Origin of the sequence: Arthrobacter liuii, from assembly GCF_014639275.1 — a bacterium.
Classification (GTDB): Bacteria; Actinomycetota; Actinomycetes; order Actinomycetales; family Micrococcaceae; genus Arthrobacter; species Arthrobacter liuii.
On sequence record NZ_BMFW01000013.1, the window covers coordinates 45627 to 63759 of the forward strand.

The 18133-nt window shown below is 65.1% G+C and carries 14 protein-coding genes and 1 pseudogene; 11 read left to right on the plus strand and 4 right to left on the minus strand.

Annotation, left to right across the window (positions count from 1 at the left end; genetic code table 11):
• Nucleotides 1-3: 3 nt before the first annotated feature.
• Both pknB and IEW19_RS13750 read right to left on the minus strand, forming a co-directional pair.
• Complete coding sequence (gene pknB / locus IEW19_RS13745; protein ID WP_188572185.1) at nucleotides 4-2100, minus strand: Stk1 family PASTA domain-containing Ser/Thr kinase; 2097 nt, start codon at nucleotides 2098-2100, stop codon at nucleotides 4-6.
• A gap of 101 nt (nucleotides 2101-2201) precedes the next feature.
• On the minus strand, nucleotides 2202-3590 hold the full coding sequence (locus IEW19_RS13750; protein WP_188572186.1) for a lytic transglycosylase domain-containing protein: 1389 nt from the start codon (nucleotides 3588-3590) through the stop codon (nucleotides 2202-2204).
• Nucleotides 3591-3838: 248 nt separating this feature from the next.
• Between IEW19_RS13750 and IEW19_RS13755 the strand changes: the two genes are divergently transcribed.
• Complete coding sequence (locus IEW19_RS13755; RefSeq protein WP_188572187.1) at nucleotides 3839-4192, plus strand: Rv2175c family DNA-binding protein; 354 nt, start codon at nucleotides 3839-3841, stop codon at nucleotides 4190-4192.
• 10 nt (nucleotides 4193-4202) lie between these two features.
• Here the strand turns inward: IEW19_RS13755 and IEW19_RS13760 are convergent, their stop codons facing one another.
• Together IEW19_RS13760 and IEW19_RS13765 are read right to left on the minus strand one after the other, a co-directional pair.
• Nucleotides 4203-5297: a polyprenyl synthetase family protein gene (locus IEW19_RS13760; protein WP_188572188.1), complete on the minus strand. Its 1095-nt coding sequence runs from the start codon at nucleotides 5295-5297 to the stop codon at nucleotides 4203-4205.
• Nucleotides 5294-5818 (minus strand): hypothetical protein, encoded by a 525-nt coding sequence (locus IEW19_RS13765; RefSeq protein WP_188572189.1) that lies wholly within the window; start codon nucleotides 5816-5818, stop codon nucleotides 5294-5296. The genes IEW19_RS13760 and IEW19_RS13765 overlap by 4 nt, the downstream gene beginning before the upstream one ends.
• Before the next feature lie 105 nt (nucleotides 5819-5923).
• Between IEW19_RS13765 and dinB the strand changes: the two genes are divergently transcribed.
• From dinB to murD, 10 genes and pseudogenes are all read left to right on the plus strand, one after another.
• Nucleotides 5924-7156 carry a DNA polymerase IV gene (dinB, locus tag IEW19_RS13770; protein WP_188572235.1) on the plus strand — a complete coding sequence of 411 codons (1233 nt, stop codon included), beginning with the start codon at nucleotides 5924-5926 and terminating at the stop codon, nucleotides 7154-7156.
• A gap of 249 nt (nucleotides 7157-7405) precedes the next feature.
• Nucleotides 7406-7778: pseudogene (locus IEW19_RS13775) on the plus strand (SCO2097 family morphological protein).
• 363 nt (nucleotides 7779-8141) lie between these two features.
• Nucleotides 8142-8570, plus strand: a complete 429-nt coding sequence (mraZ, locus tag IEW19_RS13780; protein WP_018763545.1) for a division/cell wall cluster transcriptional repressor MraZ — start codon at nucleotides 8142-8144, stop codon at nucleotides 8568-8570.
• Between the two features lie 167 nt (nucleotides 8571-8737).
• Nucleotides 8738-9730 carry a 16S rRNA (cytosine(1402)-N(4))-methyltransferase RsmH gene (gene rsmH / locus IEW19_RS13785; RefSeq protein ID WP_188572190.1) on the plus strand — a complete coding sequence of 331 codons (993 nt, stop codon included), beginning with the start codon at nucleotides 8738-8740 and terminating at the stop codon, nucleotides 9728-9730.
• The gene (gene ftsL / locus IEW19_RS13790; protein WP_188572191.1) at nucleotides 9727-10419 is read left to right on the plus strand and encodes a cell division protein FtsL; all 693 of its coding nucleotides are present in this window, start codon (nucleotides 9727-9729) and stop codon (nucleotides 10417-10419) included. The genes rsmH and ftsL overlap by 4 nt, the downstream gene beginning before the upstream one ends.
• Before the next feature lie 48 nt (nucleotides 10420-10467).
• Nucleotides 10468-12270, plus strand: a complete 1803-nt coding sequence (locus tag IEW19_RS13795) for a peptidoglycan D,D-transpeptidase FtsI family protein (protein ID WP_188572192.1) — start codon at nucleotides 10468-10470, stop codon at nucleotides 12268-12270.
• 96 nt (nucleotides 12271-12366) lie between these two features.
• A complete protein-coding gene (locus tag IEW19_RS13800) occupies nucleotides 12367-13998 on the plus strand; it encodes a UDP-N-acetylmuramoyl-L-alanyl-D-glutamate--2,6-diaminopimelate ligase (RefSeq protein ID WP_188572193.1) in 1632 nt (543 codons plus the stop codon).
• A gap of 6 nt (nucleotides 13999-14004) precedes the next feature.
• Nucleotides 14005-15468, plus strand: a complete 1464-nt coding sequence (locus IEW19_RS13805) for a UDP-N-acetylmuramoyl-tripeptide--D-alanyl-D-alanine ligase (protein ID WP_188572194.1) — start codon at nucleotides 14005-14007, stop codon at nucleotides 15466-15468.
• Nucleotides 15465-16574, plus strand: coding sequence for a phospho-N-acetylmuramoyl-pentapeptide-transferase (gene mraY / locus IEW19_RS13810; protein WP_188572195.1), 1110 nt, complete (start codon nucleotides 15465-15467; stop codon nucleotides 16572-16574). The genes IEW19_RS13805 and mraY overlap by 4 nt, the downstream gene beginning before the upstream one ends.
• On the plus strand, nucleotides 16556-18133 hold the full coding sequence (gene murD, locus IEW19_RS13815; protein WP_188572196.1) for a UDP-N-acetylmuramoyl-L-alanine--D-glutamate ligase: 1578 nt from the start codon (nucleotides 16556-16558) through the stop codon (nucleotides 18131-18133). The genes mraY and murD overlap by 19 nt, the downstream gene beginning before the upstream one ends.

Consider the following 18133-nt stretch of genomic DNA (forward strand, 5'->3'; position numbering starts at 1 on the left):
CGGCTACACCACGGTGATGGTGATGATGGAACCCTCCGGGACTTCCCGGTTCACCGGCGACTGGTCCCGCACCGTGCCGAAGAAACCGCCCAGGATGTTGTTCACCCGGACTTGGAAGCCCAGGGCCTCCAGGGCCTTGCGCGCCTCCGACGCCTGCTTGCCGATGTAGCTGGGGACGTCCACCATTCTGGGGCCCTTGGAAATGGTCAAGGTGACCGTGCCGCCCCGGGTCAGCGTCCCGTTGGCGGGGGACTGGGTGACGACGGCGCCCTCCGGAACGTTCCGGTCGAACACCTCGTCCGGGGCCACTTCGGCCGTCAGGCCTGCCTTCTCCACCGCGGCCACGGCGTCGTTTTCGGCCTTCCCGACAACTGATGGAACGGGAATGGGCTGCGGCCCCTTGGAAACCACAATCGCCACCGGCGTGCCGTGGCGGGCAGGGGTGCCCGCAGCAGGATCCTGCGACAGGACGGTTCCGGCTGCTGCTTCTTCATCGAACTGTTCGGTTGCCGTGCCCAACGCCATCTCAGCCGCGTTGAGGGCGCCCTTGGCTTCTGCCAGCGTCCCGCCGGTGAGTATCGGCAGGGGGAAAAGCTGCGGGCCCTTTGAAACCAGCAGGGACACGGGCTGGAACTTCCGGATTTCCGTCCCCGCGGCGGGCTCGCTGCCCACCACCAGCCCCGTGGGCACCTCGTCGTCGAAGACATCGCTCGTGGTTGACCGGAACCCCACCCCGCTCAGCAACTGCTGGGCCTGGACCACTGTTTTGTTGGCCACTGCAGGGACCGCGGCAGCAGCCCCCGGTCCCATTCCGAAGAACCATCCCGCGCCCGTGGCCAGCAGTGCCGCGATGATGAGGACCAGGACCCAGAGGAACCCGCGGCGTCGCGGATTGCCCTCCCGAAGCGTACGCACCGGGGTGGCGGCGGCCAGTGCCCGGTGTTTCTCGCTTTCCCTGTCCGCACGGCGTTGGGCCCGCTTGCCCAGCCGCGGCGGCGGGGGGGACCATCCGCTGTCGGCCTCGTCGTCGTCGGGCAGTGTGAGCCCGGGCCGCAAGGGGTAGGGCACGTGGGTGGTTGCGGCGGGCCCCTGGCCCGCGTGGCCGTGTGCCTGCGGGTGCTCTCCGGGCGGGTAGGCGGGTGCAGCGGGCCGGGATGGAGGCATGAAGGTTGTCGGATTGCTGGCGCGGGCCAGGACCTCGGTCTGGTGCTGGGATGCGGCGGTCGCTGCTGCGGGTGGCTGGAGGTCCAGTTCTGCGTCGGTGAGGTTAGTCCGGATGTGGCGCAGTTCCTGGAGCAGCGCATTGCCGTCCACCGGCCGGTTCTCCGGATCATTGGCGGTGCACCACTGCACCAGTTCGTCCACTTCGCCGGCCAGGTGCGGCACCAGGTCCGACGGCGGCCCAACCCTACCGTTGACGTGCTGGTAGGCCACCTGGACCGGGACTTCGCCCTCGAACGGCTGCCGGCCCGTCAGCATTTCGTACAGCATGATTCCCACGGAATAGACGTCGCTGCGCGCGTCCGCCGGCTTGCCCAGCACCAGCTCCGGCGAGATGTACGCCACTGTTCCAATCAGCGCCCCTGTACTGGTTGAGCTGGTTACGGCGCGGGCCAAGCCAAAGTCACCGATTTTGATCCTGCCATCGTCGGCGATCAGGACGTTTTCGGGTTTCACGTCACGGTGGATGAAGCCGGCGGCGTGGGCCGCGCCCAGCCCTTCCACCACTGGATCAATCAGTGCCAGTGCCAGCCGGGGCGGCAAGGCGCCCCTGTCCCTGAGGACGTCCCTGAGCGTGTGGCCTTTGATGTACTCCATGACCAGGTAGGCGGTGTTGCCGTCGTTGCCCTGGTCCAAGACACCCACGACGTGCGGATGGGAGAGGCGGGCAGCCGCCTTTGCCTCCCGCCCCAGCCGGCCCAGGAAGTTATCATCGGCTGCCAGGTGGGGGTGCAGCACCTTCAGCGCCACCTCGCGGTCCAGCCTTTCGTCCACGGCCAGGTAGACAGTGGACATCCCGCCGCGGGCAAGCCTGGAAATGACTGCATAGCGGTTGTCCACCAGCGTCCCTACAACTGGGTCTGACACGTGTTCCTGCACCTTACGATCCTAATCCCGCAGCAAAACGGGACCGACACGAAAACGGGTCCGAACCGATAACGGTTCGGACCCGCACCCACGCACCGGGCGGTGGCAGCAGCTCAGCTGAAGTTCTTCTGGTGCGCCTTGATGGCTGCCAGGTATGCCTTGGTGTCGTCGTACATGCCGTACTTGCTCACCGAGTACTGGCCCTGGTAATAGCCGGCAATAGCGGTGTCCTGGTCCTTGCTGGTGGCCAGCAGTTGCCGGATGATGGCCACGCCGGCTGTGGCGTTGTCGTAAGGGTCCAGCAGGTTCAGCTTCCGTCCAACAAGGTCCGATGCCCACTGGCCGGAGCTGGGAACCACCTGCATGGTGCCGATCGCATTGGCCGGCGATACGGCCCGCTGGTTGAAGCCTGATTCCTGGAAGGCGAAAGCAAGGGCCAGGGAGGGATTGACGCCCATACGGCGTGCCGTGTCGGCGACGATGTTCTTCATTTCGTCCCGTGAGGGAACGGGGGAAGCATTCAGCAGGGCCTTGTTCTCGTTGGCGGAGCTGACAACAGCGGCCGGGTAGCTGAACCCAAGGAAGGAACTGGGCACCAGGGGAGCGGCAGCTGGCTGCGGTGCTGCGCCAGCGGGCTGCACAGCCGGCTGGCCGGAGCCGCCCGGAATCACCAGCTTGCTGCCGGGGTAGATCACCGTGGTCATGCCCAGCTTGTTGGCTGAGAGCAGGTCGGAGAGCTTCACCCCGTTCCGGGAGGCAATGGCCGAGAGCGTGTCGCCCGCCTTGATGGTGTAGGAGCCTGTTGCCGGAGCCGAGGTGGCTGCCAGAGCGGGTGCGGGCGCAGGTGCGGCCGGCGCAGGGGCCGCCGGGGCAGGCGTGGAGTCGCCGGCTCCCACCTTGATCTTCTGGCCCGGATAGATGATGGAGCGCATGGAGAGGTTGTTCCAGGAGAAGACATCGGATAGCGCCACGTTGTGCTTTGCTGCGATGGCACCCAAGGTGTCACCTGGCTTCACCGTGTACGTTGCCCCACCCGCAGTGGCCGGTGCTGCGGGGGCGGCGGCAGGTGCAGGAGCCGCGGGCGCGGCGGAGCCGGACAGCTTGAGTTTCTGGCCGGGGTAAATGATGGTGTTGCCCTGCAGGTTGTTCAGCTTGAGGACTTCCCCGGTGTCCAGGCCGAAACGGCCCGCGATGGCGCTCACGGTATCGCCGCGCACGATCGTGTACTCAGCAGGTGTGGCCGGCTGCGCGGGCTGGAAAGCTGCCGGAATGGTGGTGGAGACAACCGCTGCAGGGATCACTGTGCCGGCCGCCTTGGCCGCGGCCTGGGCTTTCATTGCTGCCGCCAGGCTGCTGGGAATATTCCGTGCGGGCTGCTGGGCGGTGGCGGGCTGGGCGAGGGCCAAGGATGACAATACGACCGCTGGGAGTGCCGCAGTGGTGGCGGCAATCATCGGCAGACTCGGCTTGGGGGGCTGCTTGGGCGAGCGGGACATCGTCATCGGAAAGGATCCTCTTCTCAACTGCGGGTGCGGATGCGGACGGGGATGCCGCTGTCAATCTTGATACTACTGTGACTTAAGTTATTAGTGTTACAACTGTGATGGAAGTGAATCTCTCACGAATTTGCGATTAGCACAAGAAGTTACGGATTCCCTGCAATGCCTTCTTTTGGGAGTGTCCGCAGGCCAGGGGCGGATTGAATTGACTCGACTAGGCGCCGGGGTGGGCAGCGTGGCAACCTTGATCCGTGAGTAATGTAGAAAACCTGGTGGGCGAGTGGTTGCCCCTGCCCGATGTCGCCCGTTTATTGGATGTTTCAGTCACCAAGGTCCACAGCCTGATCGACGAACGTGCCTTGGCGGCATTGCGGGTTGGGGACCGGAAAATCCGCTCAGTTCCCGCGGAGTTCATCCAGGACGGACAGGTGGTGGACAGCCTCAAGGGCACCATCGTGGTGCTGGCAGACGCCGGTTACTCTGACGAGGATCTCATTGTGTGGCTGTTCACGGAGGATGAGTCACTGCGTGGCCGCCCCATTGATGCCTTGCGCGAAGGCCGCAAAACGGAAATCAGGCGCAGGGCGCAGACACTGGCCTGGTAATCCGCCCCTGTCAGGAGGCTCGGCTGACGGTTGCCTCAGCCAGCCTCCGCAAGGCCGTTTTGGGCAAATCCTCCAATGCAAGCCCGTCGAGTGCATCGAATGCCGCAGCGCCGAATTCATCGATAAGGACTTCGGTGGCCTGCAACGCTCCGGATTCTTCGATAATCCGCCTGATCTCCCTGATGTCGGCGTCGGAAAGATCCGGGCTGCCCAGGCTGGCATCGATGAATGCCGACTCTTCCGGCGAAGCCTGGTCAAGGGCGAGGGCCACCAGGACAGTCCGTTTTCCTTCGCGCAAATCGTCGCCTGCCGGCTTGCCGGTGGTCAGCGGGTCGCCGAACACGCCAAGGACGTCGTCGCGGAGCTGGAAGGCTTCGCCGAGCGGAAGGGCGAACGCCGAATAGCCGCGGAGCAACTCATTGGAAGCTCCAGCCAGGGCTCCGCCCAGGGCCAGCGGGTGCTCCGTGGAGTACTTGGCGCTCTTGAACCGGATGATCGACTGTGCCCTGCCGACCGCACCGGCCCGGTCCCTGACCGGACCCGCTACTTCTTCCAGGATGTCCAGGTACTGCCCGGCCATAACCTCTGCCCGCATGAGGTTGAAAATCAGCCTGGCCCGGCTTCCCGACGCGGCCCGCTCGCCGATGTCCGTGAATGCCTCCTCGCTGAAGGACAGGCAAAGGTCACCCGCAAGGATGGCCGCCGCCTGCCCGAACCGCTCGCTGTCCAGTGCCCAGCCCTGCGAGGTGTGCAGCTGGCTGAAACGCCGGTGCACGCTGGGGCCGCCGCGCCGGGTGTCTGAACGGTCGATGATGTCGTCGTGGATCAGGGCGGCAGCCTGGAACAGCTCGAGCGCAGCGCCTGCCGTGACCACCTGGCTGGCCCCGGCCTCGCCGCCTGCACCCCGCCAACCCCAGTAACACATCAGGGCACGGAGGCGCTTGCCACCGGTGACCAAATTGGAGATCGACCCCATGATGGGTTCGATGTCCGGCGAGATGCCGGACATCACGGACTGCCGCGCAGTCAGGAAACCTGTCAGCTCGCCGGCCACCCCCGCCACGAAGTCGGCTTGTTCATTCCTCAGTTGCTCCGCGGCCGTCACTTTGCTGACTCAGCTGCCACATTGGCACCGATGGTGAAAGTGGAAACGCCGGCAGCCTCAACCACGGAGAGGTTGACCGTCTCGTTGTCTTTGCGGACGAAATCCTTGGAAGCCACTCCGCCCACGTTATCGCCGGGAACGGCCTTGAAACCCTGGCCTTCCAGGGCCTTGGTATAGAAGTCGATGACGGAGGCGGTGGGGGCGGTGACAGTTCCCACAAGGGCGGCTGTGGCAGGGGCGGAAGCCTTGTCGAAGCTGCTGGAGACGACCGTTGCCCCGGTCATCAGGGGGAGGAGTTGCTGCGGGAAACCCTCCACCATGGCGCCCACGGTTGCGGAGGTGTTGGGCGACGCCGAGGGGCTGGGGGAAGCCGTGAGCGTGGACTGTGTGGCGGCAGAGGAAGCCGGCTGGGATGGCTCCGACTGTCCAGAGGGGGTCGGGCTGCATGCGGCGAGGGCCAGTGCCCCGACGGCTGCAAGCGCGGCCAGGCCAGCTGGCTTGAAGTTTCCAATAGCCGTCACAGAGACTTTCCTCCTGGTGTTGTTGGCGGAACCAGCCTCCAGTTTAGCCAGCCTCCTCTGCAGTCCTGACAAACCGATAGGATTGCAGCCGTGGGGCCCGCAGGTATGAACCAGACATCCGCCGCGCGCCTTCCAGGCGGCCGGCGCAGGTGCATCATGCATGTGGACATGGATGCTTTCTTTGTTTCCGTGGAACTCCGGACGCGCCCTGAACTTCGCGGCAAGCCGGTGATCGTCGGCTTCCCGGGGGAGCGATCAGTGGTCCTTTCGGGGTCATACGAGGCCCGCGCCTTCGGCGTCAAGTCTGCGATGCCAATGGCCGTGGCAATGCGCATGTGTCCGCAGGCGGTGGTTATCGAACCGCGGCATAAGCTCTACTACGAGGTCTCCGGGCAGTTAATGGCCATCTTTGAATCCATCACGGGACTCGTCGAGCCGCTCAGTGTTGACGAAGCCTTCCTGGACGTGACCGGAGCACTCCGGCGGCTGGGGCCGCCCAGGGGGATCGGTGAGCTCATCCGGCGCCGGGTGGCGGCAGAACTGGGCATCACCGCCTCCGTGGGAATCGCGGAAACCAAGTTCGTGGCGAAGATCGCTTCCACCCGGTGCAAACCGGACGGGTTGCTGATCATAGGGCCGGACGAAACCGTCCCTTATCTTCACAGCCTCCCTGTGGGCGCTCTCTGGGGTGTGGGGGCCAAGACCGGGGAGGTCCTGGCAAAGATGGGAATCAGGACCGTGGCGGACGTGGCGGCAACTCCGGTGTCCTCGTTGAAGAAGGTCCTGGGGGCTACGGGCGAGCATGTCCACCAGCTTGCATGGGGCCTCGATCCCCGCCCCGTTACCCCGGTGCGGCTGGAAAAGAGCATTGGGGCCGAAGAAACCTTTGCGGAGGATACGGCGGACGACTTACTCCTTCGCCGGGAACTGCTGCGGCTTTCCCACCGGACCGCAGCCCGCTTGCGGAGCTCCGGAATGGTGGCCCGGACCGTGGCGCTGAAGCTGCGCTTCGCCGACTTTTCCACCATCACCCGCAGCAGGACCGTCCAGACTCCGGTGGACAGTGCCCAGCTGATCTACGCAGTGGCAATCCAGCTCCTGGAGTCGCTTGGAGCCAGGGCCATGGCCGTTCGACTGGTGGGCGTGAGGGCCGAGCAGCTTGAGGAAGCGGCCCGGACGTCGCTCCAGCTGAGCATTGACCGCAGGGATGAGAACTGGCGGGCGGCTGAACAGGCCCTGGATGAGGTGGCGCGCAAATTCGGCAACAAGTCCGTCCTTCCAGCCCGCCTGATGGAGCCCGAAAGCCGGCCCGGAGACGGCACGCAGAGGCCCGCCTGAAAGATCCGCCCAAGTCATTGCCGTCTTTCAGATCAGCCCTCAACAATCTATCCTTAGAGATACATAGTTTCGAGTGAATGGACTTACTGCCGGACCCTCTTGGACGTGCTTCCGCTCCCGCGACCGCATGCTGCGTTCCCGTTTTGCCACCGCTGGCGAAACGGGAACTTTCCAGCAATGGCAAGCGTTCTCGGAGTAGAAGTAGTGGCTGGGATCAGCCCGGACGTTCGCCTACAAAAGGAGGTCGTGATGCCGCTGTCGGAGCACGAACAGAAGCTGCTTGAGCAGCTTGAAAAGCAGCTTCACGAGGACGACCCGAAGTTTGCGAACTCAATGGGTTCGGACCCGGGACGTTCATGGTCCACAAGGCATGTGGTCATTGGTGTCCTTTGCGCGCTTGCCGGCGTCTTCCTGCTGCTGGTCGGAGTCACCCTCCAGAACATCTTTGTTGGGGTGCTGGGCTTCGTGGTCATGGGCGGCGGAGTCTACTTTGCCACCATGCGAAGTTCCCGGGGCAGGGCCGGGTCCAAGGCCGCTGGGGGGAAAGTCGGGCAAGCAACGGAGCTCGTTCATGAGCAGCCTCGAAGAGCGCTGGGACGAGCGCCGCAGGGGTGAACCCTAGGCAGTTCGAGGCAGTCCGGTATCCCCCCGGAACCAGGCTCCTCCATTCCGCTCCCCTGACGCCAGGGGCGGCACGAAAAGACCCGCTATTGCGGGTCTTTTCGCATTTAATCGCAAATTCCGCCGTACGCGGCCAATCCTGGTGCCCTGACGGAATTGGGCCGCCCCGTGGAAGCGAAAAGTCCTCCACTTTCCACCACGGCCCTGGATCCGCGGCATTTCAAGAGTCTTTTCCCATAATTCGATCCCCGCCAGGGCCGTTTTGCGTTGACTGTGGTGGAAAGTGGAGTAATGTGGAGGACATAAGAGGGTGGTTGCAACATAGGGGATGTGCAGTTCCTGACGGCGGACAGGCGGTGGGCCAGTGTTTCTGGGCACTCACTCGCCGCGTCTGGATGAAAAGGGACGGATCATTCTCCCCGCCAAGTTCCGTGAGGAGCTTGCCAGCGGCCTGGTGCTCACACGGGGCCAGGAGCGTTGCATCTACGTCTTCAGCGAGAAGGAATTTGCGCGGGTCCACGAGCAGATGCGGGAGGCACCAATCTCCTCCAAGCAGGCACGTGACTATATCCGCGTATTTCTCTCTGGAGCCTCGGACGAGGTACCTGACAAGCAGGGGCGCGTGACCATTCCACCGGCGCTCCGGGAGTACGCAGGACTCGGAAGGGAACTTGCCGTCATCGGCGCAGGTACCCGCGCCGAGATCTGGGACGCCCAGGCTTGGAATGAATACCTTGCGGAAAAGGAGACGGCCTTTTCCGAAACTGACGATCCCATTCCCGGCATTCTCTGAATTCCGGAGCTGGGCAGCAAGTGGTTTCTTGGACGAGATCTCCAGCCGGCCCATCGGCTGCCAACCTGGCTCACCTTCCCCGGAGCCAGGCGGGCGGAACGGTAGGCGCGGATGGGGATCTGGTCCCAGAAACATCAGGTGACAACGACGGCGGGAAAGGACCAGGCATGAACGATCACCCCAAGCCCACGTCCGAACGCCATGTGCCGGTCCTTCGCGACCGGTGCATCAATTTGTTGGCGCCGGGATTCGAAGCAGCAAGGCTCCGCGGTGAGACACCCATTGCAGTGGACGCGACGCTGGGGATGGGTGGACACTCCGAAGCCATGCTCCAGCGGTTTCCCGACCTCCACCTCATCGGCATTGACCGGGATGAGGAGGCGCTGGCCCTTGCCGGGGAGCGGCTGGCCCCCTTCTCCGCACGGACTGACCTGGTCCACGCCGTCTATGACGAAATCCAGGAGGTCCTGGCAGACCTCGGCGTGACCGCAGTGCATGGGATCCTGATGGACCTGGGTGTCTCCTCCCTGCAACTGGACGAGCGTGAGCGCGGATTCGCCTACTCATTCGATGCGCCGCTGGACATGCGCATGGACACCAGCAGGGGACAGACCGCAGCGGACGTAGTCAATACCTACAGCGAAGAGGACCTGGTCCGGATCATCCGCAAGTGGGGCGAGGAAAAATTCGCCGGACGGATCGCCAACAGGATCGTCGCGGCACGTGCAGTCAAGGAATTCACCACCACGGGCGAACTCGTGCAGCAGATCCGTTCCGTGGTTCCCGCCTCCGCTGCGAAGTCCGGTGGACATCCTGCCAAGCGGACCTTCCAGGCCCTCAGGATCGAGGTCAACGAAGAACTCGATGTCCTTGAACGCGCCGTTCCCGCCGCCGTCGACTCCCTGGCCCTCGGCGGCCGCATCGTGGTCATGTCCTACCACTCCCTGGAAGACAAGATCGTCAAAGGCGTCCTCCAGGCCCGGTCCAAGTCTTCCGCCCCCCTTGGCTTCCCGGTGGAGCTGGAAGAACACAAGCCCGAACTCAAGACCCTGACCAAAGGCACCGAGGTGCCCACCGCCGCCGAAATCGCCGAAAATCCGCGTGCTGCCTCCGCCAGGCTTCGCGCGGCCGAAAGAATCAGAGCCAGGAGAGCTGCATGAGCACCGCCGCCGTCAAGAACTTTCCCATCGATTCCGGAAGTTTGGCGGCCGACACCAGGCCTGCAGGTGAACCGGGCGGGGGACGGAAGGGCCGTACTCCGCTCTCCGTTGTCCGCACCGCGCCGCGGAAGCGCCGGGCCCCTTTTGTGGTGCTTTGCTTCGCCATGCTCGCCGTGGCCTTGGTTGCGGTGCTGGTCCTGAACATCTCGGTCTCCACCGCCCAGTACCAGCTGGTGGAACTGCGTGCCAAACAGAACACCCTGACCAAGACGAACCAGGATCTTACCCAGCAGGTGCAGAACTTCGAGGCCCCGCAGAACCTGGCGGCCAAGGCTACGGAGCTCGGAATGGTGGCATCCACCGTGAAAGGCCAGATTGACCTGTCCACGCTGTCAGTGTCAGGAAAGGCCACCCCTGCGGTCAAGGGCGCAGCAGCAGGAGCCGTGATCCCGTCGCCGGCGGTGCCGGGCCAGCTCATCGTGCCGGGCGCCTCCACGGGTGCAGCTGCTGATAAGGGCACCACGCCGGACGCCGGCAAGGCTGCTGCCGCGGCTCCCTCCGCGGATGCGGCCCAGGCTGCTGCGCAGGCGGCCGCTGCCCAGGCCGCCGCCGCAGCCGCTGCGGCGCCGGCCCCCGAACTTCACGGCGGCTCCGTTCCGGCGCCCCAGCAGAAGACCCCGGGGCATTAAACCAGCAGTCAGGACAGGCAGCAGCGTCGAGCAGCAAGGAATATCACGGTGGCGGAGACGACCGGCAAGGCAGCAAAAAGCAAGGCACCCAACGCCACGAAGCGCTTGCGCCTGGGACTGGGCATCATGCTTACGCTCCTGCTGGTGGTGGGCGGAAAGCTCTTCCTGGTCCAGGGGCTCGACGTCGGCGGCATGGCCGAAGCGGCACTCAACAGCAGGATGACATCTGCCATCCTGCCGGCTGAGCGGGGCAGCATCCTGGATTCACGCGGCACCGTTCTGGCCAACAGCGTGATCCGCTACAACATCGTGGTTGACCAGCGGGTCAACACCAAAACCGAGTCCTACAAGCGGCTGGAGCAGACCGAGGGCCACGAGAAACTGGTGGACGTCAGCCGCGATCAGGCCATCTCCGAACTTGCCGCGGCCCTTGGCATGGATACCAATGCTGTTCGGGACGCAGTCACCGGCCAGCAGCCGTATCACATCGTGGCCAAGGACGTGAAGCCTGATGTGGAGGACCGCATTTCCAAGCTCCAGGTCCCGGGCATCGTTGCCGAAGGCGTCAGCAAGCGCGTCTACCCGAACGGCGCTGTCGCGGGGGGAGTGGTGGGCTTCCTCCAGGACGGCACCAGCGGGCAGGCCGGCATCGAGCAGACACAGGACGACAAACTCCAGGGCACGGACGGCAAGCGCCTGTTCGAGATCGGCGCCGACGGGCTCCGCATCCCCGTAGGCCTTGACGAACTGACCCCTCCCCAGAACGGCAAGGACGTCAAGCTCACCCTCAACTCCGATCTGCAGTACTTCGCCCAGCAGGCAATCCAGAGCCAGGCGGACAAACTCAGCGCCGAATGGGGCGTCATCATTGTGATGGACGCCAAGACCGGAAACCTGCTTGCCCTCGCGGACACCAACTCACCCGACCCCAACAACCCCGGGTTGGTGGCAGCCAAGGACCGCGGCGTGCGCTCCGTGACTGCGGCCTATGAACCCGGTTCGGTGGAGAAGATGATGACGGCGGCTGCCGTCATCGATGAAGGCCTGGCCAGCCCGCTGGACAAGTTCACCATTCCTCCCACCTATACCGTGGACGGCCAGACGTTCAGCGACGCGTTTACGCACGGCACCGAGGAGCGGACGCTGGCGGGAATCATCGGTTATTCCATGAACACCGGAACGGTGATGGCCGGCCAGCGGCTCAGCAAGGAACAGCGCTACGACTGGCTGAAGAAGTTCGGCATCGGGGATGCGCCGGACATCGGGCTGCCCGCCACGGCATCCGGCATCCTGACACCCCCGGACCAGTGGGACGGACGCCAGCAATACACCGTGCTGTTCGGGCAGGGCGTTTCCCAGTCCACGCTCCAGACCGTCCGGGCCTACCAAAGCATCGCCAATAACGGCGTCATGCTGCAGCCGCGGCTGATCGATTCGTACATTTCCCATGACGGCACCGAGGAGAAAGTGCCCGCGCAGCCGTCCCGGCAGGTTGTCTCGGACAGCACCGCGCATAAGGTCCAGAACATCCTGGAAAGCGCCGTCACAGAAGGCGAAATCAAGGACGCCGGCATCGACGGCTACCGGGTAGGGGCCAAGACCGGAACATCCGAATCGCCCTGCGACGACGGCAAATCCGGCTACTGCGGCTACACGGCCTCCATCGTGGGAATGGCGCCGATGGATGATCCGCGGTTTATTGTGGAGGTGGTGCTCCAGCGGCCGAAGGGCAGCATTTACGGCATCACCAACGGGCCGGTGTTCCGGTCCGTCATGAGCCAGACGCTGCGGACCTACAACGTTCAGCCTTCAACCGGCGAGCCGGCCAGGATGCCGCAGTACGCCAAATAGCCGCTGAATGACGCCGGAAGTACCAGCAGCATCCAGCGCTTCACAGTGCCCGGGGCGAACCATGCCGGGCCCGCCCTAGCACCATCGGAGATCCCCTTGCCAGAGTTCACCACGCCCGCCAGCGACGCTGAACGGGACGAAAGTCCGCGCCGCTTCCGCCCTGCATCCGTAGCGGCCGTCCCGCTGGCCGCCGTCGGGCAGGCCCTCGGCGTAGCCGTGCCCGCTCCTGCCGATAACGTGGAGATCACGGGCATATCCCTCAACTCGCGCACCGTGGAGCCCGGTGACCTCTACGTGGCGCTGCCCGGGGCCAGCAGGCATGGCGCCGACTTTGTCACGGACGCCATCGGAGCCGGGGCGGCTGCGGTCCTGACTGACGACGCCGGCGCGCACCTGCTTGCCTTGTCTGCAGACACCCCCGTGCCCGTGCTCGTCGTTGACAAGCCGCGCAACGAGGTGGGGCCGCTCTCCGCCATGATCTACCGGAGCCAGCCTGCCGACCGCCGCCCGCTGCAGCTGTTCGGCGTCACCGGAACCAATGGGAAGACCACCACCACCTACTTCATCACCTCCCTGCTGCGGGCCCTGGGACGGCGGACCGGGCTGATCGGGACCATCGAAATCCTGGCCGGCGGGGAGCCGATCCCCAGTCTCCTCACCACACCGGAATCGCCCGAGGTCCACGGACTGCTCGCCCTCATGCACGAGCGCGGGCTCGACGCCGCAGCCATGGAAGTGTCCTCCCACGCCATCTCGTACAAGCGGGTGGACGGGCTGCTCTTCGACGTCGCCGGATTCACCAATCTCACCCAGGACCACCTGGACCTGCACAGCACCATGGAGGAGTACTTCGCCACCAAGGCAGAGCTCTTCACGCCGGGACGCGCCCGCACGGCGGTGGTAATGGTCGACGACGAGTGGGGCCAGCGCCTGGCCGGCAGCACCGAGGTGCCGGTCACCACCCTGAGCACCAGTGGGCGAAACCCGGCGGACTGGACCGTGAGCGCGGCCTCACCGCGCGGGCTCGGTACCGACTTCACGCTTACGGGCCACGGCGGAGCCACCCTGAACATCCACACCGGGCTGCCCGGCACTTTCAACGTTGCCAACGCAGCCCTGGCAGTGGTCATGGTTCTGGAATCCGGAGTGGACCGGGCTGAGCTTCAGGCGGCCCTGGACAGTGCCGACCCGTTCATGGTTGCGGTGCCGGGACGCATGGAACTCATTGCAGACCGGCCCGCCGCCGTGGTGGACTTCGCCCACAACACCGATGCCCTGGCGCGGGCCCTGGAAGCAGTCCGTTCGCCGGAACCAGGCTCCCGCCTGATCGTCGTTTTCGGTGCCACGGGACAGCGGGACCAGGGCAAACGCCCGCACATGGGTGCCATCGCCGCCCGGCTTGCCGACACGGTGATCATCACCGACGACGACCCGCACGACGAGGACGCGGCGGCGATACGCGCCGATGTGCTGGCCGGGGCACGCGAAGCCCTGGACAAGGAGTCCCTGGACACCGGCCTGCTGGAGGTTTTCCCCCGCGACGAGGCCATCCGGCACGCCGTGGCCCTGGCGCGCCCGCAGGACACCATCCTCGTGGCGGGCCGCGGGCACGAGGTCTGGCAGGAAGTGAAGGGCGTGAACCTCGCCCTGGACGACAGGGTGGAACTGCGCACCGCCTTGACAGCCAGGGGATTCAACGTTCTCCGTGACGACCGGATAGAGTCCTAGACCGAGATGATTGCATTTACTGCGGCGGAAATCGCCGAAATCACCAGCGGGCGCCTGGACGCCGATCCCGGAATTACCCCCCTCTCGGTGGTGACGGATTCACGCGAAGCCATCCAGGGTTCGCTTTACGTCGCAAAGCCGGGCGAGCACGCCGACGGCCATGACTTCATCGACGCGGCCTTTGCCGCGGGTGCTGTCCTGGCACTTGCTGAGCGCCCGGTCGCACGGCCGGACGGCACCGCCTACCCGTCCGTCGTTGTTGCAGACGCCGTCCTGGCGATGGGAGCCCTCGCCGCCGAGGCCGTCCGTCGCATCCGTGCGGCCCGGGCACAAACGGGAGACCGGCTGACAGTCGTCGGCATCACCGGTTCTGCCGGCAAGACCACCACCAAGGACCTCCTGGCCGGAATCCTGTCCACACAGGGAATCACCGTGGCCCCCCAAGGCTCCTACAACGGCGAAGTTGGCGTGCCGCTCACGGTCTTCCGGGCCGGCACCGACACCCGCTACCTGGTCATCGAAATGGGGGCCACGGGCGTCGGCCACATCCGCTACCTCGCTGGGATGGTCAAGCCTGATATCGGTGTGGTGCTGGCAGTGGGAACTGCACACGCCGGGGAATTCGGGGGAGTGGAGAACATCGCGCTGGCCAAGGGCGAGATGGTGGAGGGCCTTACCGCCGCCGGCACCGCCATCATCAATCTCGACGATGAACGCGTCGCCGCCATGCGCAGCCGTACCCCGGCCGCTGTCCTTGGCTTCTCCGCTGAGGGACGCCAGGACGCCCAGGTGCAGGCGCTGAATGCTGACACGAACGGCGGGGGCAGCCCCGAATTCGAGCTCCAACTGCCGGACGGCGCCGCCCCCCGGCACGTCAGCAGCCGGCTCATTGGAGCCCACCACACGGGAAACCTGCTGGCAGCCGCTGCAGCCGCCTGGGCCGCAGGAGTGCCGGGAGACCAGATCGCGGATTCACTGAGCAACCAGGCCGCCGCCAGCCGGTGGCGCATGGAACGCACCGAGCGGCCGGACGGCGTCACCATCATCAATGACGCCTACAACGCCAACCCGGAGTCAATGCGGGCTGCCCTTCGCACCCTCGCCGACCTTGGCCGGGGCCGCCGGACCTGGGCAGTCCTGGGGGCCATGCTGGAACTCGGCGGGGAGTCCATCCGGGAGCACACCGCCGTGGGAACCCAGGTGGTCCGCCTCAACATCTCCAGGCTCCTGGTGGTGGGCCGGGAAGCTCGGGCACTCTATGTCTCGGCCGTGCAGGAGGGATCCTGGGGGGACGAATGCCTCTTTGCCGAGACGGTGGATGAGGCCTACGAAGTGCTGGACGCGGAACTCCAGCCCGGCGACCTGGTGCTGTTCAAGTCCTCCAACAGTGTGGGACTTCGCCATTTGGGCGATCGGATAGCATTACCCCCAACCCCGACCCCTGCCGACGAAAGGAGCACTCTGCTGTGATTGCCCTATTGATCGGCGCAGGCTTGGCCCTGCTGTGCGCCCTGGTGGGCACCCCGCTTTTCATCCGCCTCCTGGTGCGCCGGGGCTACGGCCAGTTCATTCGTGATGACGGTCCCACGTCGCACCACACCAAGCGCGGAACGCCGACCATGGGTGGAACTGTGGTGGTGGCGGCCGTGCTGCTGAGTTACGGCCTCACCCACCTCATCATGCTGATAATGAACCCCGACTCTCCCGGGCCTTCGGCCTCTGCCCTCATCCTGCTTTTCCTCATGGTGGGCATGGGCCTGGTGGGCTTCCTGGACGATTTCATCAAAATTTCCCAGCAGCGGAGCCTTGGCCTTAATGCCAAGGCAAAGCTCATCCTCCAGGCAGCAGTGGGCATCATCTTCGCCGTCCTGGCGGTGAACTTCCCCAACGACGCCGGGCTGACGCCGGCGTCGACAAAAATTTCCCTGGTCCGCGACCTGCCGTGGCTCGACCTCGCTTTTGGCGGTACCGTCCTCGGCGCAATCCTGTTCGTCATCTGGTCCAACCTGATCGTCACCGCCGCCACCAATGGCGTGAACCTTACCGACGGCCTGGACGGCCTTGCCGCCGGAGCATCGATCATGGTCTTTGGCGCATATACGCTCATGGGCATATGGCAGAGCAACCAGGCCTGCGGTTCCCCCAGGGAAGCCGGCAGCGGCTGCTACTCCGTCCGGGACCCCCTGGACCTTGCGCTCCTGGCCGCCATCCTCAGCGCCGCACTGGTGGGCTTCCTCTGGTGGAACACCTCGCCGGCCAAGATCTTCATGGGCGACACCGGATCGCTGGCCATTGGCGGTGCCGTGGCCGGATTCGCCATCCTTTCCCGCACCGAGCTTCTGCTGGGTATCGTGGGCGGCCTCTTCGTGCTGATCACCCTGTCCGTCATCATCCAGGTGGGCTATTTCAAGGCAACCGGCGGAAAACGCGTATTCAAGATGGCACCGCTGCAGCACCACTTCGAACTGAAGGGATGGGCCGAAGTTACCGTTGTGGTCCGGTTCTGGATCCTTGGGGGCCTTTTCGTGGCCGTGGGGCTGGGCATCTTCTACGCTGAATGGGTTGTACTGCTGTGACCGTTTCGCCCCGCCTGGCAGACCTCGTCTCCTGGGACTCAGACTGGGCCGGCCTGCGCGTCGTCGTGACCGGTATCGGGGTATCCGGCTTCGCCGCCGCCGACACCCTGATCGAACTCGGTGCCCACGTGGTGGTAGTGGATGCTGCCACCAGCGACACGGCGCGGGCACACGCCGACACGCTCAAAATCGTCGGTGCCGTCGACGTGCTGCTGGGCCCGGACGCCGTCACGCGCATCCCCCGAATCGACGGCGAACTCCCGGAACTGATCGTGACCTCACCCGGATGGCGCCCGGACCAGGCCCTGCTGGCAGCAGCGGCGCGGGCACATATCCCGGTGTGGGGCGACGTCGAACTCGCCTGGCGGGTGCGGATCAGGGAAGGCCGCAAGACCGCCGACTGGCTGGCGATCACCGGCACGAACGGCAAGACCACCACGGTGGGGCTCACGGAATCGATGCTGCGGGCCGCCGGGCTCAAAGCGATCGCTGTGGGCAATGTGGGCACACCCATCCTGGATGCACTTCGCGACCCGGTGGAGTACGACGTCTTCGCCGTCGAACTCTCCAGTTTCCAGTTGCACTGGGCGGAATCCGTGTCGCCGGTGGCCAGCGTTTGCCTCAACGTGGCCGAAGACCACGTCGACTGGCACGGCTCCTACGATTCGTACCTGGCGGACAAGGCCAAGGTTTACGAGCGGACCCAAAAAGCCTGCATTTACAACGCGGAGCAGGTTGAAACCGAACGCATGGTGGAAAACGCGGATGTGGTGGAAGGCTGCCGTGCTGTTGGCTTCACCACTGTCACGCCGGCCATCAGCATGCTCGGAGTGGTGGAAGGGTTACTGGTGGACCGGGCGTTCATTGAGGAACGCCGGAACAGCGCAGCGGAGCTGGCCTCGATGGCCGACCTCGGCCCGCTTGCCCCGCGCCACATGGTGGCCAACGCCCTTGCCGCCGCCGGCCTGGTGCGCGCCTACGGCGTGGATGCCAAGGCTGTCCGCCAGGGCATCCTCGACTATGTGCCTGGCGACCACCGCATCCAGCCTGTGTCCCGCTTCAACGACGTCCTTTGGGTCAACGACTCCAAAGCCACCAACCCGCATGCCGCGTCTGCATCCCTGTCGGCCTTCAGCAAAGTGGTCTGGATTGCCGGCGGCCTGTCAAAGGGCGTGAGCTATGACGACCTGGTGCGGGGGCACGCGGCGCGGCTCAAGGCAGTTGTACTGATCGGAACCGACACCTCGCAGCTCCGGGAAGCCCTCCAGCGACACGCGCCGGATGTCCCCGTGATCGAACCGGAGGCAGGTGAGACTGAAGGAGTGCAGACTGCTTCGGCGCCCGGTGGCACTTCCGCCGGTTCGCCCGGCAACGGAGAACAGGTGATGTCCCGGGCCGTTGCGTCAGCAGCACGGCTTGCCGAACCGGGCGATACCGTGCTGATGGCTCCGGCAGCTGCTTCCATGGATCAGTTCTCTTCCTACGCTCACCGTGGTGGTACTTTCATCGACGCTGTCCGCGAGCTGGTGGAAGGGCAGGCCCAGACCGGCGAGGAGTAA